Annotated in this window: 28 protein-coding genes and 3 tRNA genes; 12 read left to right on the top strand and 19 right to left on the bottom strand. The window is 54.7% G+C overall.

Annotation, left to right across the window (positions count from 1 at the left end; all coding sequences use genetic code 11):
- Nucleotides 1-2: 2 nt before the first annotated feature.
- Genes hpaD through hpaG form a run of 3 tightly spaced genes read right to left on the bottom strand, consistent with a single transcriptional unit; the run spans nucleotide 3 to nucleotide 3,597 of the window.
- Complete coding sequence (gene hpaD, locus O1722_RS20105) at nucleotides 3-854, bottom strand: 3,4-dihydroxyphenylacetate 2,3-dioxygenase (RefSeq protein ID WP_033486716.1); 852 nt, start codon at nucleotides 852-854, stop codon at nucleotides 3-5.
- Nucleotides 855-856: 2 nt separating this feature from the next.
- Complete coding sequence (gene hpaE, locus O1722_RS20100) at nucleotides 857-2,323, bottom strand: 5-carboxymethyl-2-hydroxymuconate semialdehyde dehydrogenase (protein ID WP_017383848.1); 1,467 nt, start codon at nucleotides 2,321-2,323, stop codon at nucleotides 857-859.
- On the bottom strand, nucleotides 2,320-3,597 hold the full coding sequence (hpaG, locus tag O1722_RS20095) for a 4-hydroxyphenylacetate degradation bifunctional isomerase/decarboxylase (RefSeq protein ID WP_017694558.1): 1,278 nt from the start codon (nucleotides 3,595-3,597) through the stop codon (nucleotides 2,320-2,322). Before hpaG ends, hpaE begins: the two co-directional genes overlap by 4 nt.
- A 268-nt stretch (nucleotides 3,598-3,865) precedes the next feature.
- Between hpaG and hpaR the strand changes: the two genes are divergently transcribed.
- Nucleotides 3,866-4,306, top strand: a complete 441-nt coding sequence (gene hpaR / locus O1722_RS20090) for a homoprotocatechuate degradation operon regulator HpaR (protein WP_017383846.1) — start codon at nucleotides 3,866-3,868, stop codon at nucleotides 4,304-4,306.
- Between the two features lie 83 nt (nucleotides 4,307-4,389).
- Nucleotides 4,390-6,054: a methyl-accepting chemotaxis protein gene (gene tsr, locus O1722_RS20085; RefSeq protein WP_100151229.1), complete on the top strand. Its 1,665-nt coding sequence runs from the start codon at nucleotides 4,390-4,392 to the stop codon at nucleotides 6,052-6,054.
- 122 nt (nucleotides 6,055-6,176) lie between these two features.
- Here tsr and O1722_RS20080 read toward each other — a convergent pair whose 3' ends face one another.
- The 9 genes from O1722_RS20080 to O1722_RS20040 form a co-directional block, all read right to left on the bottom strand.
- On the bottom strand, nucleotides 6,177-6,686 hold the full coding sequence (locus tag O1722_RS20080) for a GNAT family N-acetyltransferase (protein WP_033486717.1): 510 nt from the start codon (nucleotides 6,684-6,686) through the stop codon (nucleotides 6,177-6,179).
- Nucleotides 6,686-8,977, bottom strand: a complete 2,292-nt coding sequence (opgB, locus tag O1722_RS20075) for a phosphatidylglycerol--membrane-oligosaccharide glycerophosphotransferase (protein ID WP_047726414.1) — start codon at nucleotides 8,975-8,977, stop codon at nucleotides 6,686-6,688. Before opgB ends, O1722_RS20080 begins: the two co-directional genes overlap by 1 nt.
- A 271-nt stretch (nucleotides 8,978-9,248) precedes the next feature.
- Entirely contained in the window at nucleotides 9,249-9,731 is a 483-nt protein-coding gene (locus O1722_RS20070; RefSeq protein ID WP_015572603.1) for a YjjA family protein, read from the bottom strand.
- Nucleotides 9,732-9,815: 84 nt separating this feature from the next.
- Complete coding sequence (gene dnaC / locus O1722_RS20065) at nucleotides 9,816-10,553, bottom strand: replicative helicase loader DnaC (RefSeq protein WP_003856580.1); 738 nt, start codon at nucleotides 10,551-10,553, stop codon at nucleotides 9,816-9,818.
- The gene (gene dnaT, locus O1722_RS20060; RefSeq protein WP_003856579.1) at nucleotides 10,550-11,095 is read right to left on the bottom strand and encodes a primosomal protein DnaT; all 546 of its coding nucleotides are present in this window, start codon (nucleotides 11,093-11,095) and stop codon (nucleotides 10,550-10,552) included. Before dnaT ends, dnaC begins: the two co-directional genes overlap by 4 nt.
- 126 nt (nucleotides 11,096-11,221) lie before the next feature.
- A complete protein-coding gene (locus tag O1722_RS20055) occupies nucleotides 11,222-11,650 on the bottom strand; it encodes an organic hydroperoxide resistance protein (protein ID WP_032670599.1) in 429 nt (142 codons plus the stop codon).
- 84 nt (nucleotides 11,651-11,734) lie between these two features.
- Nucleotides 11,735-12,187 carry a MarR family winged helix-turn-helix transcriptional regulator gene (locus O1722_RS20050; RefSeq protein WP_015572604.1) on the bottom strand — a complete coding sequence of 151 codons (453 nt, stop codon included), beginning with the start codon at nucleotides 12,185-12,187 and terminating at the stop codon, nucleotides 11,735-11,737.
- A gap of 44 nt (nucleotides 12,188-12,231) precedes the next feature.
- The gene (locus tag O1722_RS20045; protein WP_015572605.1) at nucleotides 12,232-12,705 is read right to left on the bottom strand and encodes a threonine/serine exporter; all 474 of its coding nucleotides are present in this window, start codon (nucleotides 12,703-12,705) and stop codon (nucleotides 12,232-12,234) included.
- Nucleotides 12,696-13,472, bottom strand: coding sequence for a threonine/serine exporter family protein (locus O1722_RS20040; protein WP_017383842.1), 777 nt, complete (start codon nucleotides 13,470-13,472; stop codon nucleotides 12,696-12,698). The genes O1722_RS20045 and O1722_RS20040 overlap by 10 nt, the downstream gene beginning before the upstream one ends.
- 389 nt (nucleotides 13,473-13,861) lie before the next feature.
- On the opposite strand from O1722_RS20040, the gene O1722_RS20035 reads away from it, so the two are divergent.
- Nucleotides 13,862-14,599, top strand: coding sequence for a helix-turn-helix transcriptional regulator (locus tag O1722_RS20035; protein ID WP_017383841.1), 738 nt, complete (start codon nucleotides 13,862-13,864; stop codon nucleotides 14,597-14,599).
- Entirely contained in the window at nucleotides 14,596-15,237 is a 642-nt protein-coding gene (gene bglJ / locus O1722_RS20030; protein WP_033486720.1) for a DNA-binding transcriptional activator BglJ, read from the top strand. Before O1722_RS20035 ends, bglJ begins: the two co-directional genes overlap by 4 nt.
- A gap of 31 nt (nucleotides 15,238-15,268) precedes the next feature.
- On the opposite strand, the gene O1722_RS20025 is transcribed toward bglJ, so the two are convergent.
- Nucleotides 15,269-15,727, bottom strand: coding sequence for a YbaK/EbsC family protein (locus O1722_RS20025; protein WP_003856572.1), 459 nt, complete (start codon nucleotides 15,725-15,727; stop codon nucleotides 15,269-15,271).
- Nucleotides 15,728-16,055: 328 nt separating this feature from the next.
- On the opposite strand from O1722_RS20025, the gene O1722_RS20020 reads away from it, so the two are divergent.
- Entirely contained in the window at nucleotides 16,056-17,402 is a 1,347-nt protein-coding gene (locus O1722_RS20020) for a PTS sugar transporter subunit IIC (RefSeq protein ID WP_033486721.1), read from the top strand.
- Between the two features lie 77 nt (nucleotides 17,403-17,479).
- Here the strand turns inward: O1722_RS20020 and fhuF are convergent, their stop codons facing one another.
- Together fhuF and O1722_RS20010 are read right to left on the bottom strand one after the other, a co-directional pair.
- Nucleotides 17,480-18,268: a siderophore-iron reductase FhuF gene (fhuF, locus tag O1722_RS20015; protein ID WP_003856570.1), complete on the bottom strand. Its 789-nt coding sequence runs from the start codon at nucleotides 18,266-18,268 to the stop codon at nucleotides 17,480-17,482.
- Between the two features lie 95 nt (nucleotides 18,269-18,363).
- Nucleotides 18,364-19,428 (bottom strand): GGDEF domain-containing protein, encoded by a 1,065-nt coding sequence (locus O1722_RS20010; protein ID WP_033486722.1) that lies wholly within the window; start codon nucleotides 19,426-19,428, stop codon nucleotides 18,364-18,366.
- 216 nt (nucleotides 19,429-19,644) lie between these two features.
- On the opposite strand from O1722_RS20010, the gene O1722_RS20005 reads away from it, so the two are divergent.
- On the top strand, nucleotides 19,645-19,914 hold the full coding sequence (locus tag O1722_RS20005; protein WP_026080652.1) for a DUF1435 domain-containing protein: 270 nt from the start codon (nucleotides 19,645-19,647) through the stop codon (nucleotides 19,912-19,914).
- Nucleotides 19,915-19,956: 42 nt separating this feature from the next.
- Here the strand turns inward: O1722_RS20005 and O1722_RS20000 are convergent.
- From O1722_RS20000 to rsmC, 4 genes are all read right to left on the bottom strand, one after another.
- Nucleotides 19,957-20,043 (bottom strand) — tRNA-Leu (locus O1722_RS20000).
- 32 nt (nucleotides 20,044-20,075) lie between these two features.
- Nucleotides 20,076-20,161: transfer RNA gene (locus tag O1722_RS19995), tRNA-Leu, on the bottom strand.
- 28 nt (nucleotides 20,162-20,189) lie between these two features.
- Nucleotides 20,190-20,276 (bottom strand) — tRNA-Leu (locus tag O1722_RS19990).
- A 144-nt stretch (nucleotides 20,277-20,420) separates the two neighbouring features.
- Complete coding sequence (rsmC, locus tag O1722_RS19985) at nucleotides 20,421-21,449, bottom strand: 16S rRNA (guanine(1207)-N(2))-methyltransferase RsmC (RefSeq protein ID WP_015572609.1); 1,029 nt, start codon at nucleotides 21,447-21,449, stop codon at nucleotides 20,421-20,423.
- A 102-nt stretch (nucleotides 21,450-21,551) separates the two neighbouring features.
- Between rsmC and O1722_RS19980 the strand changes: the two genes are divergently transcribed.
- From O1722_RS19980 to O1722_RS19955, 6 genes are all read left to right on the top strand, one after another.
- Nucleotides 21,552-21,965: a DNA polymerase III subunit psi gene (locus tag O1722_RS19980; RefSeq protein ID WP_023295888.1), complete on the top strand. Its 414-nt coding sequence runs from the start codon at nucleotides 21,552-21,554 to the stop codon at nucleotides 21,963-21,965.
- Nucleotides 21,934-22,377 (top strand): ribosomal protein S18-alanine N-acetyltransferase, encoded by a 444-nt coding sequence (gene rimI / locus O1722_RS19975; RefSeq protein ID WP_003856565.1) that lies wholly within the window; start codon nucleotides 21,934-21,936, stop codon nucleotides 22,375-22,377. The genes O1722_RS19980 and rimI overlap by 32 nt, the downstream gene beginning before the upstream one ends.
- A gap of 19 nt (nucleotides 22,378-22,396) precedes the next feature.
- A complete protein-coding gene (yjjG, locus tag O1722_RS19970; RefSeq protein ID WP_033486723.1) occupies nucleotides 22,397-23,074 on the top strand; it encodes a pyrimidine 5'-nucleotidase in 678 nt (225 codons plus the stop codon).
- A 92-nt stretch (nucleotides 23,075-23,166) separates the two neighbouring features.
- Nucleotides 23,167-24,756: a peptide chain release factor 3 gene (gene prfC, locus O1722_RS19965; RefSeq protein ID WP_006810210.1), complete on the top strand. Its 1,590-nt coding sequence runs from the start codon at nucleotides 23,167-23,169 to the stop codon at nucleotides 24,754-24,756.
- Between the two features lie 303 nt (nucleotides 24,757-25,059).
- Nucleotides 25,060-25,677: a molecular chaperone OsmY gene (gene osmY, locus O1722_RS19960; RefSeq protein ID WP_015572610.1), complete on the top strand. Its 618-nt coding sequence runs from the start codon at nucleotides 25,060-25,062 to the stop codon at nucleotides 25,675-25,677.
- Nucleotides 25,678-25,801: 124 nt separating this feature from the next.
- Nucleotides 25,802-25,963 (top strand): DUF1328 domain-containing protein, encoded by a 162-nt coding sequence (locus O1722_RS19955; protein ID WP_003856556.1) that lies wholly within the window; start codon nucleotides 25,802-25,804, stop codon nucleotides 25,961-25,963.
- Nucleotides 25,964-26,052 lie beyond the last annotated feature (89 nt).

The following is a 26,052-nucleotide window of genomic DNA, read 5'->3' as shown; positions in this document are numbered from 1 at the left end:
CCTTACGCGGGCAGCGGGAAAACGGCGTTGACCTGGCCGGTGCCGGAGCTGGCGAACAGCTCGGTGAGAAACTCCACCTTACCGTCGTATTTGTCCCAGCCGAGCATCCCCAGCAGCATCACCGTGTCGTGCATATTGCCCTCGCCGTAGCAGTAGTCGGCGTACTCCGGCAGCATGCTGCAAAACTCCTTGAACTGCCCCTCGCGCCACAGCTTCACCACGCGCTCGTCCATCTGGCGGTCAAACTCGCGGGTGTAGCTGTTCATCCCTTCCTCCGCGCGCTGGTCGTCGATAAAGCGGTGCGAGAGCGAGCCGCTGGCAAGCACCGCCACGGTGCCGTCGTATTTTTCGATGGCACTGATGATGGCCTCGCCAAGCCTGCGGCTGTCGGCGAAGTCGTGAACCGTGCAGAACGCCGAGATGGAGATCACTTTGAAGTGCTTATCCGCGTTCATGTAGCGCATCGGCACCAGCGTGCCGTACTCCAGCTTCAGGCTCGGGATGTTGTGCGCCTTGGCGCGAACGCCAAGCTTCACCGCTTCGTCGGCAATCAGCTGGCCGAGTTCCGGGTTGCCGTCGTAGTCGTAGGTCATGTCGCGAATAAAATGCGGCAGCTCGTTGCTGGTGTAGACGCCCGAAAAATGGTCCGCGCAGTTGATGTGATACGCGCTGTTCACCAGCCAGTGGGTGTCGAAGACGATAATGGTGTCCACGCCCAGCTCGCGGCAGCGCTTGCTGATCTCTTTATGCCCGTCGATGGCCGACTGGCGGCAGCCGTGGTTTTTGCCCGGCAGTTCAGAGAGATACATTGACGGAACGTGTGTGATTTTTGCCGCTAACGCTAATTTACCCATGGTCAGATCCCCCACTTTGGAATCGGATGGTCACCCATGGAGATACAGACGTTCTTCATCTCCGCGAAGACCTCGAAGCTGTACTCGCCGCCCTCACGCCCGGTGCCGGAGGCCTTCACGCCGCCAAACGGCTGGCGCAGGTCGCGCACGTTCTGGGTGTTGACGAACACCATGCCCGCTTCGATGCTGCGCGCCAGACGCAGCACTTTGCTGACGTCCTGGGTCCAGATGTAAGATGCCAGGCCGTACTCCACGTCGTTCGCCAGGCGCAGGCCTTCCGCTTCATCCTTAAACGGCAGCAGGCAGGCCACTGGCCCGAAGATCTCCTCCTGCGCCACGCGCATGCGGTTATCGACATCCGCCAGCACGGTCGGGCGCAGGAAGTTGCCGCCTTTCAGGTGCGCAGGCAGATCGGTCGGTTTGTCCGGGCCGCCCGCCAGCAGGGTTGCCCCCTCTTCAATGCCGAGGCGGATGTAGCCGGAGACTTTTTCCCAGTGCTGCTGGCTGATGAGCGCGCCAATCTGGGTGTTCGGATCGGTCGGGTCGCCCACGCGCAGGCGGTTGGCGCGCTCGGCAAAGCGTTTGACGAACTCCGGGTAGATGCTCTGCTGGATGAAGATGCGCGAGCCGGCGGTGCAGCGTTCGCCGTTGATGGAGAAGATGGTAAACAGGGCGGCGTCCAGCGCGCGCTCGATGTCTGCGTCTTCGAAAATCAGCACCGGCGATTTGCCGCCCAGCTCCATGGAATACTTCTTCAGCCCGGCGTTTTTCATGATGTTGCGCCCGGTGGCGGTACCGCCGGTGAAGGAGACGGCGCGCACGTCATGATGACGCACCAGCGCGTCGCCCGCCGTGGCGCCATAGCCCTGCACCACGTTGAGCACGCCCGCCGGAATGCCCGCTTCGAGGGCCAGCTCGCCCAGACGGTCAGCGGTCAGCGGGGAGAGTTCAGACATCTTCAGCACCGCGGTATTCCCTAAGGCCAGGCACGGCGCGACCTTCCAGGTGGCGGTCATAAACGGCACGTTCCACGGCGACACCAGCGCGCAGACACCCACCGGCTGCACCAGGGTGTAGTTGAGCATCTTGTCGTCGACCGGGTAGGTTTTGCCGTTCATCTGCTGGCACACCTCGGCGAAGAACTCGAAGTTGTGCGAGGCGCGCGGAATGAGCACGTTTTTGGTCTGGTGGATCGGCAGGCCGGTGTCGGCGGTTTCCATCGCGGCAATGTCCGGTACGTTCTGGTCAATCAGATCCCCCAGGCGACGCATCAGGCGCGCGCGCTCCTTCATCGGCAGGTTGGCCCATTTCGGAAACGCCTCTTTGGCGGCGGCAACGGCCTGATGGATTTCGGCTTCGCCGCCTGAGGCCACTTCTGCCAGCACCTCGCCGGAGGCCGGGTTAGTGGTTTGAAAGTACTCACTTCCGGCGACGTTTTTACCGTTGATCCAGTGGTTAATCTTTTTCATTTTGCAGTCTCCTCACTGACAATTCGGTTTACCAGACGGCCTACGCCTTCCACTTCCACCACTACCTCATCGCCCGGCACCACGTCGGACAGCCCCTTCGGCGTGCCGGTGGCAATCATGTCGCCCGGTTGCAGGGTCATGAAATCACTCAGATACGCAATCAAGTAGGGGATGCTGAAGATCAGGTCTGCCGTGGTGCCTTCCTGACGCAGTTCACCGTTGACGTAGGTGCGAAGACGAAGGTTGTGCGGGTCAGGAATGGCTTCTTTTGGCACTACGTTCGGGCTGATGGGGGTCAGCCCGTCGCGGCTTTTCACCCGCAGGTTCGGGCGATAGTAGTTTTCGAGATAATCGCGGATGGCGTAGTCGTTGCACACCGTGTAGCCCGCAACATACTCCATCGCCTCGGCTTCGCTGACCTTGCGCGCGGTTTTGCCGATGACCACCACCAGCTCGGCTTCGTAATGCATGTATTCAATGTTGTTTGGGCGCACCGAGGTCTGGTTGTCGCCGTTAAAGGTGTTTGGCGCTTTGATAAACACCAGCGGCTCGGTGGGCGGTTTGAAGTCCAGCTCGCTGGCGTGATCGGCGTAGTTCAGGCCGAGGGCGAACAGCGTGGCGTGCGGCGGCGTGCGCGAAGCGATGGCAACGTCGCGTTCCTCCACCACCGGGTTTTCCAGCGGCGGAAATCCTTCTGCCAGAATACGTACCCGATCGCCCGGGCGAACTTCGACGCGGCTTTGCGGAGTGCCGAGCAATATCGCATCGCCGGGGTTCAGGGTGGCAAATTCGCTCAGGGCGCTCAGCAGTTCGGCGGCGTTGCGGTGCAGATCGGCCGTGTTCCAGTGGTCCGCTTCGCGGCCGTTGATCTCGGTGATGATGGTCAGATTATCCACGTTATCAACGGCGACAGGTTCGCCGAGCGGGCAAAATCCATCCCGGCATTTGGCCTTGATCGCCGGACGGTAGAAGCTCTCTTCCGGCAGGCTGATTTCGTTAGCCAGCGCGTAGCCGGCGATGTACGCCGCTGCCTCTTCAACGCGTACTTTGCTGGCGGTTTTGCCCACCACCAGCGCCACCGTCGCGCCGCTTAACACGGTTTCTCCCTGCGGGAAGGGAATCGGTTCGCCTGCGCGGATAACAGCGTTATGTGGCTTGATAAACCACACCGCCGTTTTTGGCGGCGCGTTATAGGGGGCTTTTTCAAACGCCTCAGCCCAGGCCACACGCTGGCTTTGGTGGTTTAGCGCTACGGCAAAAACAGTACCTTTCATTCCCATACTCCTCAAACCGGCTGTCCGGTTTTGATTTCATTAATATGTTAATGATCTGGTTTTATGCTTTTGCTGTTCGTTTCGCAATCAGAAGTGAATAATTTGTGATGCAAATAACAATAAATTTACATAAAAGGGTTAATATATATTTAAATCAATAAGTTAAAAAAATAGCTTTGTTTCTGTTAGACTTTTTGGGTTAAAACGTGTTGTCTATAAAAGCATCTGTTTTTAATTGTTTATTTGTTAATGATGTAAGGGGTAGATGATGCATGACTCATTAACCATCGCGCTGTTGCAGGCGCGTGAAGCGGCGATGGGCTACTTCCGCCCGATAGTGAAGCGGCATAATCTGACTGAGCAGCAGTGGCGTATCGTCCGCGTGCTGGCCGAGCATCCCTCCATGGATTTTCACGATCTGGCGTTCCGCACCTGTATTTTGCGCCCAAGCCTGACCGGCATTCTGACGCGGATGGAGCGCGACGGTCTGGTGCTGCGCTTAAAACCGGTGACTGACCAGCGCAAGCTGTACGTGTCGCTGACGAAAGAAGGCAATGCGCTGTACCAGCGTGCTCAGGCTCAGGTGGAAGAGGCGTACCAGCAGATAGAGGCGGAATATACGCCTGAGAAGATGAAGCAGCTCACGGCGCTGCTGGAAGAGTTTATTGAACTTGGAAACCGACATATCGCCGCGAGGGACGAAGCGTAAAAACCCTAAATTCCAGGATGATTTTCGTAAAGTTTTCTCATGCCAGGCCGAATATTCTGTATCTGCCTGAGGAAAGAGAAAACATGTTAAACCGAATCAAGATTGTCACCAGCTTACTGCTGGTTTTAGGGATATTTGGCCTTTTACAACTCACGTCTGGTGGTCTTTTCTTCAATGCCCTGAAGCATGACAAAGAGAATTTCACCATCCTGCAAACCATTCGCCAGCAACAATCCACCCTGAACGGTAGCTGGGTGGCGCTGCTGCAAACCCGTAACACCCTGAACCGCGCGGGTATCCGCTATATGATGGATCAGAACAATATCGGCAGCGGCTCAACCGTCGCCGAGCTGATGCAGATTGCCTCTGCGTCTCTGAAACAGGCGGAAAAAAACTGGGCGGATTACGAAGCGCTGCCGCGCGACCCGCGTCAGAGCGACGCTGCGGCACTGGAAATCAAACGTAATTACGATATTTACCATGGCGCGCTGGCTGAGCTGATCCAGCTGCTGGGGGCGGGCAAAATCAATGAGTTCTTCGACCAGCCGACCCAGAGCTATCAGGATGGCTTTGAGAAGCAGTACGTCAACTATCTGCAACAGAACGACGCGCTGTATCAGACCGCGGTTGAAGACAGCAACAGCTCTTACCGCCAGGCTATCTGGGTGCTGATTAGCGTGCTGGCTGCGGTGCTGGTGGTGATTGTTGCCGTCTGGCTGGGTATTCGTCAGGCGCTGATTTCGCCGCTGAACCGTCTGATTGACAGCATTCGTCATATCGCCAGCGGCGACCTGGTGAAGCGCATCGACGTGGAAGGCTCCAACGAGATGGGGGTACTGGCTGACTCCCTGCGCCATATGCAGGGCGAGCTGGTGCGTACCGTGGGTGACGTGCGTAACGGCGCCAACGCTATTTACAGCGGTGCGAGCGAAATCTCGATGGGCAATAACGATCTCTCATCCCGTACCGAACAGCAGGCTGCCTCTCTGGAAGAGACCGCCGCCAGCATGGAACAGCTGACTGCCACCGTGAAGCAGAACGCCGAGAACGCCCGTCAGGCGAGCAACCTGGCGCTGAGCGCGTCTGAAACCGCGCAGAAAGGCGGCAAGGTGGTGGATAACGTGGTGCAGACCATGCGTGACATCGCCGGCAGTTCGCAGAAAATCGCCGATATCATCAGCGTGATCGACGGGATTGCCTTCCAGACCAATATTCTGGCGCTGAACGCGGCGGTAGAAGCGGCGCGTGCGGGCGAGCAGGGGCGTGGTTTTGCGGTGGTTGCAGGTGAAGTCCGAAACCTGGCGCAGCGCAGCGCCCAGGCGGCTCGCGAGATCAAGAGCCTGATTGAAGACTCCGTGGGGCGCGTGGAAATTGGTTCAACGCTTGTTGAAAGCGCGGGTGAAACCATGGGTGAGATCGTGAATGCGGTAACGCGCGTGACGGATATCATGGGCGAAATCGCGTCTGCGTCTGACGAGCAGAGCCGCGGTATTGACCAGGTTGGGCTGGCGGTGGCTGAGATGGATCGCGTGACGCAGCAGAACGCCTCGCTGGTGGAAGAGTCTGCGGCGGCGGCCGCGGCACTGGAAGAGCAGGCGAGCCGTCTGACGCAGGCCGTTGCGGTGTTCCGTATTCAGCAGGAACAGATGAAGGCGCGCGAGTTCGCCTCGGCGAAAAGCGTTGCCGCACCGGTAGTAGCGCGTAAACCGGCTACCGCAGATGCGGGCGATAACTGGGAAACGTTCTGACGCTGTGCGTTTTGCCGGGTGGCGGCTGCGCCTGACCCGGCCTACGGATTGTGCGTTTCGCCGGGTGGCGGCTGCGGAATTGGGTTTTGTAGGCCCGGTAAGCGCAGCGCCACCGGGCGATCTTACAGAGGCAGGCGCATGGCGCAGCGGGAACCATACGCTAAACCGTGCGCCGTCTCTTCCTCGCGTTTCTGGCGCAGTTCCGGCGTCAGCGTCGTCATCATTTCAAACCCTAATCGCCTGTAGAAGGGCGCATTCCACGGGACATCACGAAACGTCGTTAACGTCAGCGAGTTCAGCCCCAGACTGCGGGCATGCGCGGCGGCACGGGCGATTAACTGGCGTCCAAGACCTCGTCCCTGACAGTCCAGGTGAACCGACAGTTCCACAATAAACAGCGACGATGGATGAGCTTCGGCGAGAATAAAACCCACGGGCCTGTCGTCAGCCAGCGCCAGCCAGCTTAATCCGCGTCCGGCGTAACCGAGGTGATCTTCAACAGAAATAACCTCATTGTCTGCCAGCCAGGCCAGCTCAGGAACGTCGCGAAACCGCTGCCCCGCCGCGCGTTCAATGGCGGGCAGGGCAGCGACGTCGTCGATGCGCGTCGGGCGAAGAGTTAACGCCGTCATCAGCCAGCGCTGCTCACAATTTTAATCTCCACCATGCCGATCCCCAGCTTGCGCGGAGCGTGACCGAGAATATTCCCTTCGTTAGTGGACTGCGGATCGGGTGGCACAATGACCAGCGTATTGCTGCGCGTTGGGTTATCGAAGTGCAGCGTGCTGGTGGTGACGTCATTGCTCAGCGTCAGCGTCTGTTCTTTATCACCGACGCGCACCGGTATAGGACGGTTTGCGTTGGGACCAAATGCCCTGGCGGTGATCACCAGATCGAATTTCTCCGGCAGCGGATGGGTATACTCAATTTTCACCTCATCGCCCAACTGCGCGTTAGACCAGCGCCCCCAGGATTCCGGCCGTGAAATACCGCTGAACTGCTTCACCTCTTCCGGTGCGCCGGCAACATTAAAGATGAAGCTGTCTGCTTTATAACGAATGTCGTTGTCGACGATTTTCAGCAGGTCTACGTTGCGCTGATAGCGTGCGGTATCAATAACCGTATCTTTAAACGCGGTTTTTCCCTGCCACTGCGGTTTGTCAACGTGTTGCACGGTCTGCTCGCCGCCGAGTTGCCCCTGAGAAACGCACCAGTCGGTGGACAGCGACAGCTGTTGCGACCAGAGCTGGCCCATTTTGTAGCATTTGTCGACCCAGACGAAATTATCGCGCGGGGCAAATTCCGCCAGCTGGAAGCGCAGTGGCGCGGAGTATTCGCTTTCCGGCAGCGGCTCGACGCGGTTATCCGACACGCGCAGCAGCAGCGGCAGGCGGAAATGGCTGCCGGAGAACGCGATCATTTTTTTATCCTGATCGATGGTGAAGTCTTTTATCTCTTTCGGGAAGTTCCACAGACGAATGATATCCGGCTTCCAGGCGAGGATTTTTTCCTTCATGTTGAGGAAGATTTCCGACAGGGACTGGCCCGACAGCGTACTGCGGCCCAGGCCAATGAAGTTATCGCCACCCAGAATATCCAGCACGGTAGCGCCGTTATCCATCGAGTTACGTTTAGCGGCAATGATCTCCTGCTGCGGTTTATCGCCGCGCAGCACAAAGAACAGGTTGCTGCGATCCAGCTTATTCAGCTCATCCCAGGCGCTGTTTTTCATCGCCAGATGGTCAGATGAGACGACGATGACCGTATTTTTGAAATACGGCGACGCTTTGATTTTCTCGATTAACGCCGCGATATGCTCCTGGCTACAGGTCACGGCGCTGAACGACTTGTTGTTTTTACCGTCAATATCATAGCCCTGACGTTTACAGGTGCGTGAGACGAAACCATCCGGATGATGCGTGTCAACGGTCAACGCAAACAGCGAGAAGCGTTTACCGGCGCGGGAAAGCTCCTCGAATTTCTTCCAGGTTTCATCCAGAACGGTATCGTCGTAAAAGCCCCAGTCGTTGCGGTAGGCCGGATCGGCCACCGTGGTTTTCAGCTCTTCGGAACCATACAAGTGATCGAAACCGTGAGATTTCAGGAACACATCTTTCCCGGCAAAGCGCAGGTTAGCGCCCTGCATAAAGTAGTTTTCATAGCCCGAGTTTTTCAGGATATCGCCGAGGCAAATGTTCTGCGGGAAGAAGCTCGACATTGAGGCGGAGGCGTTGCCTTCAAACGGGGCGAACAGCGGAATGCCGCACTGAGAGGCCACCATCCCGGCGATGGTGTAATCCGTACCGGGCAGCTGCATGGTGTGGCTGAAGTCGAGGCCCTGGTCTTTCAGCGCGCCAAGCTCTGGCGTCAGGTTCGGGAAAGCATCGTTATCAAAATAGGTGCGTTCCAGACTTTCGCCGTAGATATAGACCAGGTTGAGTCTGGGATTGTCGATCTTCTTCGAGGGTTCTTTGTAATAGGCCGCAAAGTCCGGATCGCCATCGCGCGACTGGGATTTTACCAGCTCGGTAATTTGATGGAATGCCGGGCTGGCATCCACGGAGGCCAGCGCCAGGCACAGCGCCAGCAGGCTGTAGCCATGATGATGCGGACGGTGACGGCGACGGCGCAGAACCCAGGCCAGCGCGGCGAAGATGCCCACCAGGGCGACCACCAGCCCCAGACCCGGAAGGATGTACTTACCCACACCAGCGCCGGTGAGGCTGTTGGTCAACGTGTAGAGCACCGCGTCGTTAATACCGTCGCCGGTAAAGTAATCGCTGGCATATAACGTAATGTTTAAAACAATAAAAATGCCGAGCACCACCAGGGTGGCCACAAACCACCAGGTGTGACGACCGGCTTTCCAGGCATAAACGCCGATGGAAGCCAGGAAAAGGACAAGGGACATTAACTCTGACAACAGCAGATCCTCATCATGCCGGACGCTTAGCCGGCTAATTGCTTATTTTTTGGGTAATACAATGTAATTGCGATGTCGCTTAGCTGCAATTTTAGTGTCACGAAAGTGTGCTGTTGTTAGGATTTGGTTTATAAAATCGGATTTTTGAATACAGTCGCATCGTGGCACACGGAGGCTGAGGTGGTGGCAGGGGGTAAAAAAACGCACTTCACGCCGCGGTGTAAGACTAACGTAATAAACCGGGCGTGTTGTGGCAGAAAATGGGAGGCGATCAGGACAGGAAATTAACGCCTTGTTTCAGCACCAGATCGCAGGCTTTCGTTTTCACCTGTTTCGCCAGAGATGAATTTCCAAGGGTGCTGAGGTTCAGCTGCTGGCCATTTTGCGCGTTCAGCAGACCCTGAATACCGTCCATATAGTTGGTGTCCGCTTTCTGCTCCTGGGTGTCCAGACCCAGTTTACCCAGCACCTGGTTTTTGATGTTTTCGGTATCGGTAACGGAAGCCAGTTTCTGCTTCGCGCAGTATTCCAGAATGCCCGCCGCGTTGTTCATCGTTCCGGCGCTCAGGCTTTGGGAGCTGTTACTCAGCAGGCCGGTGAGGGACGAGGCTGACAGCCCGCCCTGGGAAGTGCCGCTCTCTTTGGTTAACTCACTTGCTGCGCTGGAGAGCGACTCCTGCCATGATGCGGCCTGCGCTGCGCCAGTCACCAGCAGGGCGCCAGTAAGGATGCTGATAAGGAACTGTTTTTTCATAATGATTTACTCAACAAGGTCCGTTTTGGGCCAAAAGTGGGTTCAGTATATACCTCTGCTCTTCCGGTGCTCCCTGGAAATATCTTAATACTCTTTGCCGGTGACGCGGCTGCGATAGCTGTCCCAGTCGAAGATGACGTACAGGCTGTTACCCAGCTTCATGCGATCCATCACCCGCTCGCCAAGAAGTCGGGTCATCTCGTCGATATTGTGGTTCGTCAGCATACCGGTTGGGCGTTTTGACGACGAACGGCGATCGACAATCTGATTGATGATCACTTTTTCGTAGCGGGACTCCGTCTGGACGCCGATCTCGTCGATGACCAGCAAATCCACGTTACTCAAATCATTCAGCAGCTGTTCTTCGCTGGTTTCGCGGTTACTGAAGGTGTCCTTCATGGCGGACATAATATCGGCCACGGTGATAATCAGCACTGACTTCCCGCGCAGCAGCAGCTCGTTGCAGATTGCGGCCGCAAGGTGATTTTTCCCCGTGCCGGGTTTTCCGCTAAAGATGAAGCTGGCAATGTTGCCGTCAAATTCATCCACGTACTGGCGCGCCTGGTTGAGGGCGTTCATCTGCCCCTGTGACTCGACCTTATAATTCTCGAAGGAGCAGTTCTGGTGCAGAGGGCGAATGCCCGAGCGGTTAAAGGTGCGCTGCATTTTCATCGCGCGGTTTTCGCGGGCGAGGGCAGCCGCGCGAATTTTACCCTGCTCTTTTTGCCATGCCAGCAGCTCTTCACCGGTGGTGAATGCGGGCTTCACGTTGGCGGGCATCATCTTCTGCAAACGTTTCATCAGGTCGCCGACGTTTTTCATTTCGCACCTCGGAATCCATCAGGGATTTTTTTGTCCGGTTCTGAAAAGGCATTGATATCACGTTTTGGCTGGCCATTGTTGCTGGCGCGGTTGATTTGCAGACTGCGCGCGAACTTTTGCTGCCACTGAACATGGTGGAAGACTTTTCCTTCAGCCTGCCAGTAAGCGGTAAAGGCCGCCAGCTCTTCTGGCGTCGCGGGCTGCGCGAGGGCTATTCCCCATAAGGCCGCCTGCCGCTGAAAATCGGCGTCCGGCTGCCAACCGGCGTACATGGGAAATTTCCCCATTGGAACGGCCACCGGGGCGCTGGCGGGTTCGTCAAAAAACTGATTATCCAGCATGACATCGCTCGCCGGACGCGACAGCTTCGCTTCAATTTCCAGAAGCTGCGCCAGACGTTCCGGCGTGACCGCATAAAACGCCGGGGCGTTGTCGGCAAATACCGCGAGCGTGCCGCCTTCGGCGTGCGTCAACACACCGCGAGGATCGCGCATAAAGGCATCAATGCCAGCAATGCTGGTGGTCAGGATTCTGGAGGACATAACACTTTCTCAACTGATTACTACGGACGTGATTGAGGGTTATGGTAGCACAGAGAGAGGGGGAGGAAAGGAGAGGATTTCCCCGGCGGCGTTACGCTTACCGGGGCTAAAATCACAGGCGGCAGTTTACGCGATGATGTTCAGCGTCACGTCGATATTGCCGCGCGTCGCGTTAGAGTACGGACAGACGATATGCGCTGCCTCCACCAGTTTTTTGGCTTCCGCTGCGTCCATCCCTTCAACGTGGATGTTCAGCTTCGCTTCGATACCAAAACCGGTTGGCAGCGGGCCAATCCCCACTTCGCCTTCAATAAAGGCGTCTTTTGGCAGAGCGAATTTGTCGCGTGCCGCAACGAACTTCATTGCGCCCAGGAAGCAGGCGGAGTAGCCCGCAGCGAACAGCTGTTCAGGGTTGGTTACTTCACCCCCCATGCCGCCCATCTCTTTTGGCACACCCAGTTTGACATCCAGAACGCCATCGGAAGACGTTGCGCGGCCATCACGGCCTCCGGTTGCTTTGGCTTTGGCAGTGTAGACAACTTTTTCTAAAGACATGGCAGGTTCCTCATCTTACGTTTATATGCACTATTAAATAGCGCGCGATGTATTAGGTTAGAATCAGACGCGTAAAGTATAGCCTTACGCGCGATGAAGCTGTTGGCGCAAAAGTTCGAGCTGTTGCTTGAGCGCCAGCATGGTGTCGGTATCACACTGCGCTGCACAGCCCACGGCGTGGGGTATCGTCACGGCCTGCTGTTGCAGCGCCCGACCCGCGTCGCTCAGGGTGACGGCGACCTGACGCTCATCCTGACGGGAACGCTGGCGGAAGATTAATCCTGCGCTTTCCAGGCGTTTCAGCAGGGGAGTCAGCGTGGCGGAATCCAGGAACAGCCGCTCGCCAATGTCTGACACCGTGATATCATCCTGCTCCCACAGCACCAGCATCACAAGGTATTGCGGGTAGGTCAGGTTAAGCGGCGCCAGCAGTTGCCGGTACAGCTTGTTAAGCGCCAGATTTGCCGAATAGAGGGCAAAACAGAGCTGGTTATCCAGCAGAAGCGCGTTGGTAGTGTCGTTCGTTTTTGCGTCCATGAAATGAATATAGATAGCGCACGATACAATTGCAAGCGATTTTATTATACGCGTGGACGTTTGCGGTAAAGCCATAATCCGGGGATCGACAGGCCGATGGAGAGCGCGCCCACAATCGACGAGGCTTTAAGGAAATTGCTCAGAAGCAGGATCATCTGCGGTTCGCTGTAGCCAAAGTGGCTGATTTTGACGGCGGAGATCATCGCCGTATAGGCTGAAATGCCCGGGAACATAGGAATGACTGCCGCCACGGTGAACACTTTCGGGTGCGCCAGATACCAGCGGGACCACTGAATACCGATGCTGCCGACCAGCATGGAGGCGATAAACGTCGACCATTCGATATTAAAGCCCGAGGTCATCATGATCATACGTGAGCCGTGGCCAATGGCACCCAGCAGCGCACACCAGGGTAATGCACGCTGTGGTACGTTAAACACCATCGCAAAGCCAACGGCGGGAAGGGCTGCCAGGAGCATGTCCTGCGCCAGTGCGAGCAGAAAATCCATCACGCCCATCCGCGTAACCCCCAGAGTGTCATGGCCATTACCACCCCGATACAGGTCGCCAGCGTCAGCAGGCTGGCTATCGCCCAGCGCGCCAGACCGGTGTTGATGTGGCCTTTGAACATATCAGCGACGGCGTTGATTAAGGGAAAACCCGGCACCAGCAGCAATACGCTGGCGGCCATCGCAACAGTAGGCGTGCTGGCGAAGTAAGGCTGGCGCAAAAGCAGGCCGGATACGGTTGTCGCCACGAACGCCGTGATGCAGAAGTTAATTTGCGGATGCAGTTGCCTGTGCGTCAACAACTGGCGGACATACATTGCGATGCTGCTGGCAAAGAAGGTCACGACAGCGCCGTCCCAGCCGCCCGCGTTGAGCTTGCAGAAGCAGGCGCAGGAGAGTCCCACCATCAGCACAACCAGCCAGCGTGGATACCGGAGAGGTTTGATCTGGTTGAAGCGTTTCTCTATCTCCCTCAGATCGAGCAGCTTGTGTTCAGCAAGGATCACGATGTGCTGCACTTCCGTCACGACGTGCATGTTAATGCCGCGGTCATGATTTTTACGGGTGGAGGTCAGGCACTGTCCGTCTTTAATGGTGGTCAGCACAATGGCATTTGACGAGATGGAGCTCTCAACGCTGTCCATCCCCAGCGCCAGCCCAAGGCGTGTGGAAAGTTCTTCCACGAGGGCGCTTTCTGCCCCGTGTTGTAAGAGAAAAAGCCCGCACTGAATACATAGCCGCGTGGTAGCACGTTGCGTAGACCGATCTGCCTGCATGAAACGCCCTGAAGAGAAGAGAGATTGCTTACTTTTAACACAAAGGGCAGGGCCCTTTGCGCTGGGCCAGATCAACATTTGTGCAATCAGTCGCGTGAGCAGGGGGAGAAAACCGCACTTTCTATTTATTTAATGAATATAAAAATAGAGATTTATAAAGACAATATATTAAGTATTTCTAATTTCATATTTTCAATCTTTTCACGCAATCTTAATTAAAGTTTTGTGGTCTTTATGCGATATTAAGCCAGTATTGGGCGTTTCTTAACCCATATGACATTTCTTCTGATTTGCGAGTATTAAGCCGTTTTGTACTGAGGGATGCAAGCGTGTTTAAACTCGTAGGGTTAGTTCGTTCTTAAATAATGAATTTATGACAGGGAGGGTCTATGTTGCCATTGAATGGTAAACACGGAGTGGTGATTAGTAGAGTGCCGGTTATGCAAAATGGGCTAGGTGGCGTCATGACGCGTCATTTTCCTGATTTTGAAATAACGTACTGCCGTTCGATGCAGGAGTTGACGCTACTACAATTGCGTCGCGCTGGGGTCGTTATTGCCGATATTTCAGGTGAGTATCGTAATCCTCGCGGCACGCTTGAGCAGTATTATGGATTAATGAATCAGTATCGGGACATTCACTGGATATTCCTTGTCTCGCGTCCCCTTTATCCACTTGCAGTAGAGCTTCTTATGCGTCCGGAAAGCACGCTGCTTTCGGATATGGAACCGATCGAAGGCGTTATTAACGCTATTCGCGCGGGCAGTGAACGTGCCGAGCGAATAAGCCAGACGTTATTAATACCGGAAACGTCCGATATTGAAGAAGAGAGTGAGCAAATGATTGCGCTCACCCACTCTGAACGCAAGGTGTTGCGTTTATTAGGTAAAGGTTGGGGAATCAACCAAATAGCCACGCTGCTGAATAAAAGTAATAAAACGATCAGTGCACAGAAAAACAGTGCAATGCGCCGCTTATCACTTCGCAGTAATGCCGATATGTACGCGTGGATAAGCAGTACCCAGGGAATGCGAGAACTCAGTTTAATGTCGGCTTATGGAGAGTTTGAGGAATGGAAAAGACCACTGCAACAAGACATATCGCCGTCATCGAAAGCTGCTCAATGAGCGCTGTAGGGCTGAAGCATCTCTTTGCGATGCCCGCCCTGAGCCATTACCATGTGCACCTGTTTAGCAGATTCGCCAGCTTTAAAGCGGCGCTCTCGGATATCTCATTCTATGCGGTTATCTATTCACTGTCTGATGAGCGTGAAGAGCGGAGAAACTGTCTGGCCTGTTTACGGGATCTCACCTTCACCCACAGCGACGTCCAGCGTATCGTGCTGGCCTCTGACGAAATGGAGGCGAGGCTGGTCAGCCATCTTTCGCCTTCTCGCCTGCATGGGATAATCAGTAAATCGGTTCCGCTAAAGCAGTTAATGGAGGGGCTGGAGACATTACTCAGCGAAACGCATCAGGTGAATGACAACATGTACAATCACTGGTGTGTTAGCCAGAATCGTATGTTAAGCCCAACCGAAAGGGCAATACTGCGTTATATGTCATCGGGATTTTCAATCCCTGAAATTGCGGCGCAGCTTGAACGCAATATTAAAACCATCCGGGCGCATAAGTTTAACGCAATGGTAAAGCTGGGCGTCAATTCTGACGTGGGATTACTGGATGCGGCGGATATCCTGGCGCATCTCCCTGCCCGGGAAGTGCGTCGTTCAGCTCTCACCGTTCCTTCATTCTCTCAGCGTTAAGTGGTGCGCCAGAGTTCTTCTGGCGCAACGTTTAAATGCAGACATCGACCCATTTTGCTGCGGTCAGCTCCGCCATTCTGTCGGGCGATATACGCACCGCACTGTGGATGGCACCCGCTGCGGGTAACACTTCCGCGTACTGTTTTAATGTGATGTCACAGTAAACAGAGAGCGGATTTTCCAGTCCGAAAGGGCAGACGCCGCCAACAGGATGACCCGTCAGGGTGACTACCTCATCGCTGCTGAGCATGCGGGCTTTTGCGCCGAATGTCTCTTTAAGCTTTTTGTTATCCAGACGCGCATCGCCTTTTGCAACCACCAGAATCACGTCATTTTTAATTTTCAGTGACAGCGTTTTGGCAATTTGGCCGGGTTCAACGTTGTGCGCGGCAGCAGCAAGGGCAACAGTCGCTGTGCTTTGGTTAAGCTCAATGATCTCTATATCCGGAGCGTGTTCGGCAAAAAACTGTTGTACAGACTGCAAACTCATTGATTCCTCCTGACAAATATCCTGCGTAATCTGTCATAAGAATTTAGTAGCTGTAAATATCCCTTAAGTAACAAATATCCGTCAGGGGCGATTTCTGGATCGCCTTCACATTCACAGAAACCGGTTACAGTAACCGGTTGCAGAGCGTGATGCAGAGATTAATACTAAGTGTGTAACTTCCCCTGTATCTAATAATAAGAGCTAATTATGAAACCATTCCGTTTGAGCAGTACCGCAGGTACACGATCCGGCAAGGTTGTGACGCTGATGTATGGAACAACGTGTGACGTGAGAGCGTCCAAAACGAACGTCTGACAGGAGATCTGCTATGTCTGCCAACCACGCTGCATTTAATCTGATTTTCCGCTTCGTTGAAAATTATGTCAGCCCTATTGCCGGGCGCATCTCTTCCCAGCGTCACGTTATGGCTATTCGTGACGGGTTTATCTCAGCGATGCCGTTTATGATTGTAGGCTCGTTTTTATTAGTGTTCGCTTACCCGCCTTTTTCGCCTGATACCACCTGGGGTTTTGCTCGCGCCTGGCTGGATATGGCGAAGCAGTTTGAAGGTCAAATTCTGACGCCGTTTGATATGACAATGGGGGTGATGTCCCTTTATATCTGTGCGGCTATTGCCTACAACCTGGGCAAACATTACGTTAAAACGCATCAGCTGGATCCGTTCATGTGCGCGATGCTGTCGCTGATGGCGTTCCTGCTGGTCGCCGCCCCTAAAACCAAAGGCGCTTTACCGGTGGATAGCCTGGGAGGGACCGGTATTTTCACCGCGATTCTGGTGGCGATCTATTGCGTTGAGATGATGCGTTTCCTGAAAGCACACAATATCGGGATCCGCCTGCCAGACCAGGTTCCACCGATGATCAAAAACTCGTTTGACTTGCTGATCCCGGTGCTGGTGGTGGTGCTCACGCTATACCCGCTGAGCCTGCTGATCCAGTCGCAGTTCGGTATGCTGATCCCACAGGCCATCATGTCGATATTCAAACCGCTGGTCTCTGCGGCTGACTCGCTCCCTGCGATCCTGCTGGCGGTGCTGATTGGCCACCTGCTGTGGTTTGCCGGGATCCACGGCGCGGCGATTGTCTCCGGGATGCTGCAAATGTTCTGGCTGACAAACCTGGGGGCGAACCAGACCGCGCTGGCGGCGAGCCAGCCTTTGCCACACATCTTTATGGAAGCCTTCTGGACGTTCTTTATCGTTATCGGCGGATCGGGGGCGACGATGGGGCTGGTGTTCTGCTATCTGCGTAGCCGCTCCGCGCACCTGCGCTCCATTGGACGTCTGAGCGTGGTACCAAGCATTTTCAATATCAATGAACCGGTGATTTTCGGTACGCCGATTGTGATGAACCCGGTGTTCTTTATTCCTTTCCTGCTGGCGCCGATGGTTAATGCCGTGCTGGCATGGGCAGCGATGAAGTTTGATCTGATTGGCCGCGTGATTTCCGTTGTGCCGTGGACGGCACCGGCTCCGGTTGGTGCCGCCTGGGCGCTGGGCTGGGATTTCCGTGCAGCCATTCTGGTGCTGGTTTTGGCCTGCGTTTCCGCCATTATCTATTTCCCGTTCTTCAAGGTGTACGAGAAACAGTTGCTTCAGCAGGAAGCGGAAGAAGCACGGCGTAATGGAGAAGAGGAAAATCAGCAGGTCGCTTAGGTAAAAGCAAAACGGCAACGCAGGTTGCCGTTTTTAATGTTTGTTCCCTCTCTCTGCGGGTTTCAGGCCGGGCCAGACTACTTAAGCGTGCAATCGCCACACTGCTGCACGTCCGGCAGACGGTAGCGCTGACAGCAGGTACGACGTACCAGAAGTCCCTCACGCGGAACCACGGTGCGGTAAAGAGGGTTGTCCCGTCCATCCGACAGCTGTCTGGCAAAGAAACAGCTCTGACGCAGTGCATCCACTTTCTCGTCGCCGAGCAGCGGCTTCATCTCCGTTAAATACCAGTGGATAAGATACCCGGTATTACTCCAGATCAGTTTGCCGTTAATCTCTCCCGTCGCTTCCAGCGCATCAATGACCGGAACCAGCGCTCTTGTAATCAGCCGTTCCATACGCGCCTGCGCTGACAGGTGTCTCGCGCTCGGATCTTCGTGTACATCAATCCAGAAACAGGCAGCACGCCCGGTTTCATGAAACTCAACATGGAAATGTTCCGACGAGAGATCGAGCATCGTTTCCTGGGTCAACAGGGCCAGCATGACAGGCGGCACCATCAGCCCGATATACCACTGTGCCCAGAGGGATAACAGCGGTTTGTTTTCCCGCGTCAGGGTAGGTTGGTTACGATAAATATGGTCGGAATAGGTTGCCAGCAGTGACCGCAGCTCCGCAGGGCGTTGCCACTCAGTCAGCGTCAGAGCATGATGCGGCGGTGCTTCATCCAGTTTGATGAAATCCAGCAGATGGGCGCGCGTTACGGCAATTTTTTCCCGAATGGCATCCGCAAGCGTCGTTTCCCCGGCGGAGAGTGGAGCTCGCCAGAGCAGGGGCTCAACGATGTGTGCGGTACGAGTCGCCATAGTGTGGATTACAAATCTAAATGATAATGATTGCCAATCCTAACTATAGATAAAACCGAGCGCAAGCGTTTTATCCTGGCGCTGTGAAGGCGGTTTCAGGCGGTATGAAGCTCGTCGCTCAGCAGAATGCTGTTGCGTCCCATATGCTTGGCTTCATAGAGGGCTTTATCGGCTTTCGCCAGCGCGCCTTCAACGTCTTCACCCTCGAACATGGCGATGCCGATGCTGATGGTCACGTTAGTGGCGACGCTTTCGTTAAACATATGGGGGATTTTAAGATCGTAAACCTTCTGACGTATGCGTTCAGCCGTCTGTCGCGCTTGCTCCAGCGGGATGTTACTCAACAGCACCATAAATTCTTCCCCGCCAAACCGGGCGACAACATCGCGTGAGCGCACGGCGTCGCGTATCGCAGCCGAGACCCTGATCAAGGCCTGATCGCCCATCATATGGCCATAATGGTCGTTGTAGGCTTTGAAGTGGTCGATATCCATCAGCAGCACGAAGTGCTCGCCAGCGTCAGGCCTGGGAAGATTCTCCAGCCGGCTTTGCAGCCCGCGACGGTTATATAGGCCGGTGAGCGGGTCCATCATGCTGAGATCGGTCAGGGTTTCGCGCTCCTCCAGCAGTTCGGAAAGCAGCTCCTGGGCGAAACGGTCATTGCGCCGCTGAAGAACATGATGGATACCAATGGCGACCACCGGCAGCGCGAAAAAATAGGCCATTCTCAGCCAGTTTTCGGACGGACTAAGCCACAGGCAGGATATAAAAGCGGGAAATGAATGTAACGTAAAGGCTTTAATATTACTTGCGAACGCCAGAGACCCTATAAAAAGCACTGTTAATAGCGCCATCATTAAATAGGTCGCGTGATCGTGCGTGATTAACAGAAATTTAGAGACGATCTGCCAGGCCCATAAAAGACCAAAAATAGCTGAAACAACAGGGATATTTATTTTTCGCGTGCTGTTTTTCCAGTGCCAGATAAGTAAGCCTGTGCTGATAGTCAGTACGGCAAAGAGCGGGACTGATAACACACGCACGGAATAGAGAGGGTTTGTTACCGAGAACAATGCTGATGCAGCGTTCAGAAATAAAAACAAACGTAAAGATAGCTGATATTTCTTGTTGACTAAAGACAGCCAGGATTGTGATGTCATATGCGTGCGTTTTTATTAAAACTCAATTAAAACAATGAGCAAGGTGTTGTTGTGTAATATTGGGCGCTACAAAATTGAATTTTTATTATCAGAATAACTTTATCGGAAGTTAACAGGTGGGCAATTTATCACCTTACACATTCTCTGTCATTATGGGAAAGCAATTGCTGGCGCAATTTCTTACGTCGCATGCTGACAAGTGATAATTACTATCATATGATACTGGTTATCATTATCAGTGCGAGAGGTGAAACCATGTTGAGCAAAGCGCTGGGAAGTGGGTGGGGAATATTACTGCCTGGTTCCATTATCGGTGGGCTAATGTTTGCCGATCTCCCCATTGATGTCTGGAAAGCAATGATTGTTTCAGGCTTGCTGGTGACATCCGCAATGATCTGGCACAAACAGTTACGGCATTACGTGCTGCTGCCATCATGCGTTGCGCTAATCAGTGGACTGCTGGTGATTCTGATGAGTTTGAAATAAAAGGGAAAAACAGGAGGCACTGCTGAGGGGATGTAAGATAATTGGTGCGAGGGGGGGGACTTGAACCCCCACGTCCGTAAGGACACTAACACCTGAAGCTAGCGCGTCTACCAATTCCGCCACCTTCGCACAGTCATCTTACTGGTTTGATATCGCCTCGTTGGTGCGAGGGGGGGGACTCGAACCCCCACATCCTAAGGACACTAACACCTGAAGCTAGCGCGTCTACCAATTCCGCCACCTTCGCCCAGTGCGAGCAATATCAACGTGATTTATGGTGCGAGGGGGGGGACTTGAACCCCCACGTCCGTAAGGACACTAACACCTGAAGCTAGCGCGTCTACCAATTCCGCCACCTTCGCATACCATCGACACTGTAAAAGTATCGTAACCACGGAGGCGCATTCTAGATGTTTTCAGCTTTACGTCAACAGAAAATTGCGCACGTTGTTTTGATTGCTGCAAAAATGGGCGATGGCAGCGTCAGCCATCGCCGGACCGGGGGTTTACTTTTTCGCCTGGCGCGTCATCACGGTGCGATAGACCTTAAAGCGGCCCGTCTGGGCGATCACTTCGTGGAAGCCAAAGGTTTCATCCAGCACTTTCGGGTACGCGAGGAAGGCGTTCGCTACGATACGCAGCTCACCGCCGCTGTTGAGGTGACGGGTTGCGCCACGGATCAGCGTTTGCGCCGCTTCAAGGCTGGTCTCCATTCCGTCGTGGAACGGCGGGTTAGAGATGATCATGTCAAAGCGACCGGTCACGTCGGAGAAGACGTTGCTGGCAAACACGTCGCCTTCAATGCCATTCGCAGCAAGCGTGGCGCGGCTGGCTTCTACCGCCGGCGCGCTGACGTCACACAGGGTTAAACGCACTTTTGGTGAGTGGCTGGCGAGAACCGTGGACAGCACGCCCGCGCCACAGCCGACGTCCAGCACCTTGCCCTTGGTATGAGGCGTCAGGGTGGACAGCAGCAGCTTACTGCCCGTATCGAGCGCGTCACGGCTGAACACACCCGGCAGGGTTTTAATGGTCAGGCCGTCAAGCTGGTACTCATCCCAGAAGGCGTCGGCATCGAAGGTGGTCTGTTTTTCCAGACGACCATGGTACAGGCCGCAGCGACGGGCGCTGTCGATTTTCGTCAGCGGCGCCCAGGCTTCGAGCATCTGCTCTGCGCTACGCACCCCGCTGCGGTTCTCACCGACAACAAAAATATCGCAGCCGACCGGCAGCAGAGAAAGCAGGTTCATCAGCTGGAACTGGGCTTCCGGCTTGTTTTTCGGCCAGTAGTAAATGAGCGTATCGCAGTCAGCAATATCGCTCTGCTCCGCCGCCAGGCTAAAGCGCGCGCGCTCGCCCATCTGGCGGCTCAGCACCTGCCAGTGGTGATAGTACTGGGTGTGGGCACGGCTTTCAGCACAGTCGAAACGCGCGGGCAGGTCATCCTGCATATCTCCGGCAAACAGAATACGGCTTTCTTCGAAATCATCACTGTGACGCAGCAAGACTTCACTTGCCGGGGTAAATGCAGACATGAATTGTTCCTCAATAAACTCAGGCGGGGATTATAGTAGGTAGATGGCGCAGTTTCGACACATTTGCTATATTTGCGCGCCTGAGAGACAGGAGTTTTCGCTATGACATCCCGACGAGACTGGCAGTTGCAGCAGCTGGGCATTACCCAGTGGGCTTTGCGTCGCCCGACGGCGTTGCGGGGCGAAATAGCCATCTCCATACCTGCGCATGTCCGCCTGGTGATGGTGGCAGAAGCGCCGCCTGCCCTGAACGAGCCCCTGATTGAGGATGTCCTTCGCACCCTGAAGGTGACCCGCGATCAGGTATTACAGCTGGCGCCCGAAAGCGTCGCGATGCTTCCCCCTGACAGCCGCTGTAACAGCTGGCGAATCGGGGCGGTGGACGAGCTACCTCTTGAAGGAAGCCAGATCAGTTCGCCAGCGCTGGACGAACTGAAAGCCAACCCAAAAGCGCGTAGCGCGCTATGGCAACAAATTTGCGAATATGAACACGATTTCTTCCCTCACGACGGCTGACCTGACCACCGCGTTCGCGATTGAAACCCGCGCCCATGCCTTTCCGTGGAGCGAAAAGACGTTTGCCAGCAATCAGGGCGAACGCTATTTAAATCTCCGCCTGGACGTTGACGGTGCGATGGCTGCGTTCGCCATCACGCAGGTCGTTCTGGACGAGGCGACGCTGTTTAATATTGCGGTCGATCCCGCTTACCAGCGCCGCGGGCTGGGCAGGGAACTGCTTGAGCACCTCATTCGTGAGCTGGAAACCCGTGACGTTTTCACCCTGTGGCTGGAGGTGCGCGCGTCCAATGTCGCCGCCATCGCGCTCTATGAAAGCTTAGGCTTCAACGAGGCGACTATCCGCCGTAACTACTACCCCACCGCAGAGGGACGTGAAGACGCCATTATCATGGCTCTGCCGATTGGATAACGAAAATAAGGTTGTAACGATGAAATGGGACTGGATTTTCTTTGATGCCGACGAAACGCTGTTTACGTTTGACTCGTTCGGCGGCCTACAGCGGATGTTTCTCGACTATAGCGTGACGTTCACCGCGGAAGATTTTCAGGACTATCAGGCGGTGAACAAACCGCTGTGGGTGGATTACCAGAACGGAGCCATCACCGCGTTACAGCTTCAGCATCAGCGTTTTGACGTGTGGGCTGAACGGTTAAACGTCAGTCCTGGGGCGCTGAACGAGGCCTTCCTGAATGCGATGGCGGATATCTGCGCGCCGCTGCCCGGCGTCGTTTCTCTGCTGGATTCGCTGAAAGGGAAGGTGAAGCTTGGGATCATTACCAACGGCTTTACCGCGCTTCAGCAGATCCGCCTTGAACGCACCGGCCTGCGCGATCATTTCGACGCGCTGGTGATCTCCGAAGAGGTGGGCGTACCGAAGCCGGATCCGCGTATTTTCGATTATGCGCTGGCGCAAGCGGGCAATCCTGACCGCGATCGCGTGCTGATGGTGGGGGATACGGCAGAATCTGATATTCTGGGAGGTATGAGATCGGGCCTGTCGACCGTCTGGCTGAATGCGCATGGTCGCACGCTGCCGGAAGGCATCGAGCCGACCTGGACCGTTACGTCATTGAACGAACTGGAGCAGCTCCTGTGTAAACAATGATTGCCTGCCCCCTGTTGATGGGTAAAATAGCCGCATTTTTCGTATTCCATGATGCGCGGCCTGCTGCCGCGCTTACCTAAGAAGAATTGATTATGACGTTGTCTCCTTATCTGCAAGAGGTGGCCAAACGCCGCACTTTTGCCATTATCTCGCACCCGGATGCCGGTAAAACGACCATCACCGAGAAGGTGTTGCTGTTCGGACAGGCGATCCAGACCGCGGGTACCGTTAAAGGCCGTGGCTCCAGCCAGCATGCTAAATCCGACTGGATGGAGATGGAAAAGCAGCGTGGTATTTCGATTACCACCTCCGTGATGCAGTTCCCGTATCACGACTGCCTGGTGAACCTGCTGGACACCCCGGGGCACGAAGACTTCTCCGAAGATACCTACCGTACGCTGACGGCGGTGGACTGCTGCCTGATGGTGATCGACGCCGCGAAAGGTGTTGAAGATCGTACCCGCAAGCTGATGGAAGTCACCCGTCTGCGCGATACGCCGATCCTCACCTTTATGAACAAACTCGACCGTGACATCCGTGATCCGATGGAACTGATGGATGAAGTGGAAAACGAGCTGAAGATTGCCTGCGCGCCAATCACCTGGCCGATTGGCTGCGGCAAGCTGTTCAAAGGGGTTTACCACCTCTATAAAGACGAAACCTACCTGTACCAGACCGGTAAGGGCCACACCATTCAGGAAGTCCGCATTGTGAAAGGTCTGGACAACCCGGAGCTGGACGCCGCTGTCGGTGAAGAGCTGGCCGCCCAGCTGCGCGATGAGCTGGAGCTGGTTAAAGGCGCGTCCCACGAGTTCGACAGAGAGCTGTTCCTGAGCGGTGAAATTACCCCGGTCTTCTTCGGTACCGCACTCGGCAACTTCGGCGTTGACCATATGCTCGACGGTCTGGTTGAGTGGGCCCCGCAGCCGATGCCGCGTAAAACCGACACCCGCGAAGTAGAAGCGAAGGAAGAGAAGTTCTCCGGCTTCGTCTTTAAAATTCAGGCCAACATGGACCCGAAACACCGCGACCGCGTCGCCTTTATGCGCGTGGTTTCCGGTAAGTACGAAAAGGGCATGAAGCTGCGTCAGGTCCGTATCGGTAAAGACGTAGTGATATCCGACGCGCTGACCTTCATGGCGGGTGACCGTTCGCATGTAGAAGAAGCCTATCCGGGTGACATCATTGGTTTACACAACCACGGTACCATTCAGATTGGCGATACCTTCACGCAAGGCGAAATGATGAAGTTCACCGGTATCCCTAACTTCGCGCCAGAACTGTTCCGCCGCATTCGCCTGCGCGATCCGCTGAAGCAGAAGCAGCTGCTGAAAGGCCTGGTCCAGCTTTCCGAAGAGGGCGCGGTACAGGTGTTCCGCCCAATCGCCAACAACGATCTGATCGTGGGCGCGGTGGGTGTGCTCCAGTTCGACGTGGTGGTTGCCCGTCTTAAGAGCGAGTACAACGTGGAAGCGATTTACGAATCGGTGAACGTGGCGACGGCGCGCTGGGTTGAGTGTTCTGACGTGAAGAAATTCGAAGAATTTAAACGTAAGAACGAAGTTCAGCTGGCGCTGGACGGTGGCGATAACCTGACCTATATCGCCCCAACCATGGTAAACCTGAACCTGACGCAGGAACGTTATCCTGATGTTCAGTTCCGCAAAACGCGCGAGCATTAATTTCCTTTCAGAGCACGGCAGCCGCCGTGCTCTTCTTTTATTCCTGTGTTATTAAACCCTTGCGGAATGTTCTTAATTCACCGCAATTTTTCGCTATTCGTTCGTTTTTTCCCCAATTCTGAATGCACCCCTCTGATTGTGATCTATATTTAACTCAGTGTTTAGCACCGGGCGTGGATGAATTAACTGTTCAATGCATGTCCATTGGTTCTCCATTTTGCCCAGGTGTTAATTCGCAATATATAAAACCAAGATTAGGGAAGTATGTCGCCCAAATAATGGGCAAAACACAGGAATAAATCGATGAATATGACAAGACTGAAGATTTCTAAAACTCTGCTGGCTGTAACATTGGGTAGTGTCCTTGTAAGCGGTTCTGCTCTGGCGGAAACCAGCACCATGGATAAAGCGCAAAATTCCGCCAATACCGCAGGGGAAAAAATCGATAGCTCTATGAATAAAGTCGGTAATTTCATGGATGACAGCTCAATCACAGCAAAAGTGAAAGCCGCACTGGTGGATCACGAATCCATCAAGAGCACCGATATTTCTGTTAAAACCGACAACAAGGTTGTCACCCTGAGCGGTTTCGTTGAAAGCCAGACCCAGGCTGAAGAAGCCGTTAAAGTGGCAAAAGGCGTTGAGGGCGTAAGCTCCGTCAGCGACAAATTGCACGTACGTGACAGCAAAGAATCGTCGGTGAAGGGCTATGCCGGAGATGCAGCAACTACCAGCGAAATCAAAGCTAAACTGTTAGCTGACGACATCGTGCCATCCCGTATGGTGAAAGTTGAAACCACCGATGGTGTGGTCCAGCTGTCCGGTACGGTAGAGAATCAGGCACAAAGCGATCGTGCCGAGTCAATTGCGAAAGCTATTGATGGTGTGAAAAGCGTCAAAAACGATCTGAAAACGAAGTAAAGCAGTACCATTCGCCCGCAGGCTGAAAACCGCGGGCGAAATAAAAACGATTCTGGAAAAGCCGGTGAGTGACCTGAGCGCTCACGTTTAGCGGCCGACATTAACTATGGTAAAGGAGAGGCTTATGTTTCGTTGGGGCATTATATTTCTGGTTATCGCGTTAATTGCCGCCGCATTGGGCTTTGGTGGACTGGCGGGTACCGCGGCATGGGCAGCGAAAATTGTCTTCGTCGTCGGTATTATTCTGTTCCTGGTCAGCCTGTTTACGGGTCGACGTCGCCCGTAGCAAACGCAATATTTATTAAACAAACTCAAGCCAGTCCTCGTGACTGGCTTTTTCTCGTTTGAGAACCACCGGGGAAGTGCGTTACTGTG

Source organism: Enterobacter cloacae complex sp. HYC003_NIDB, assembly GCF_056673375.1.
The sequence above is the reverse complement of the archived record's forward strand: the minus strand, read 5'-3'. Positions and strand labels throughout refer to the sequence as shown.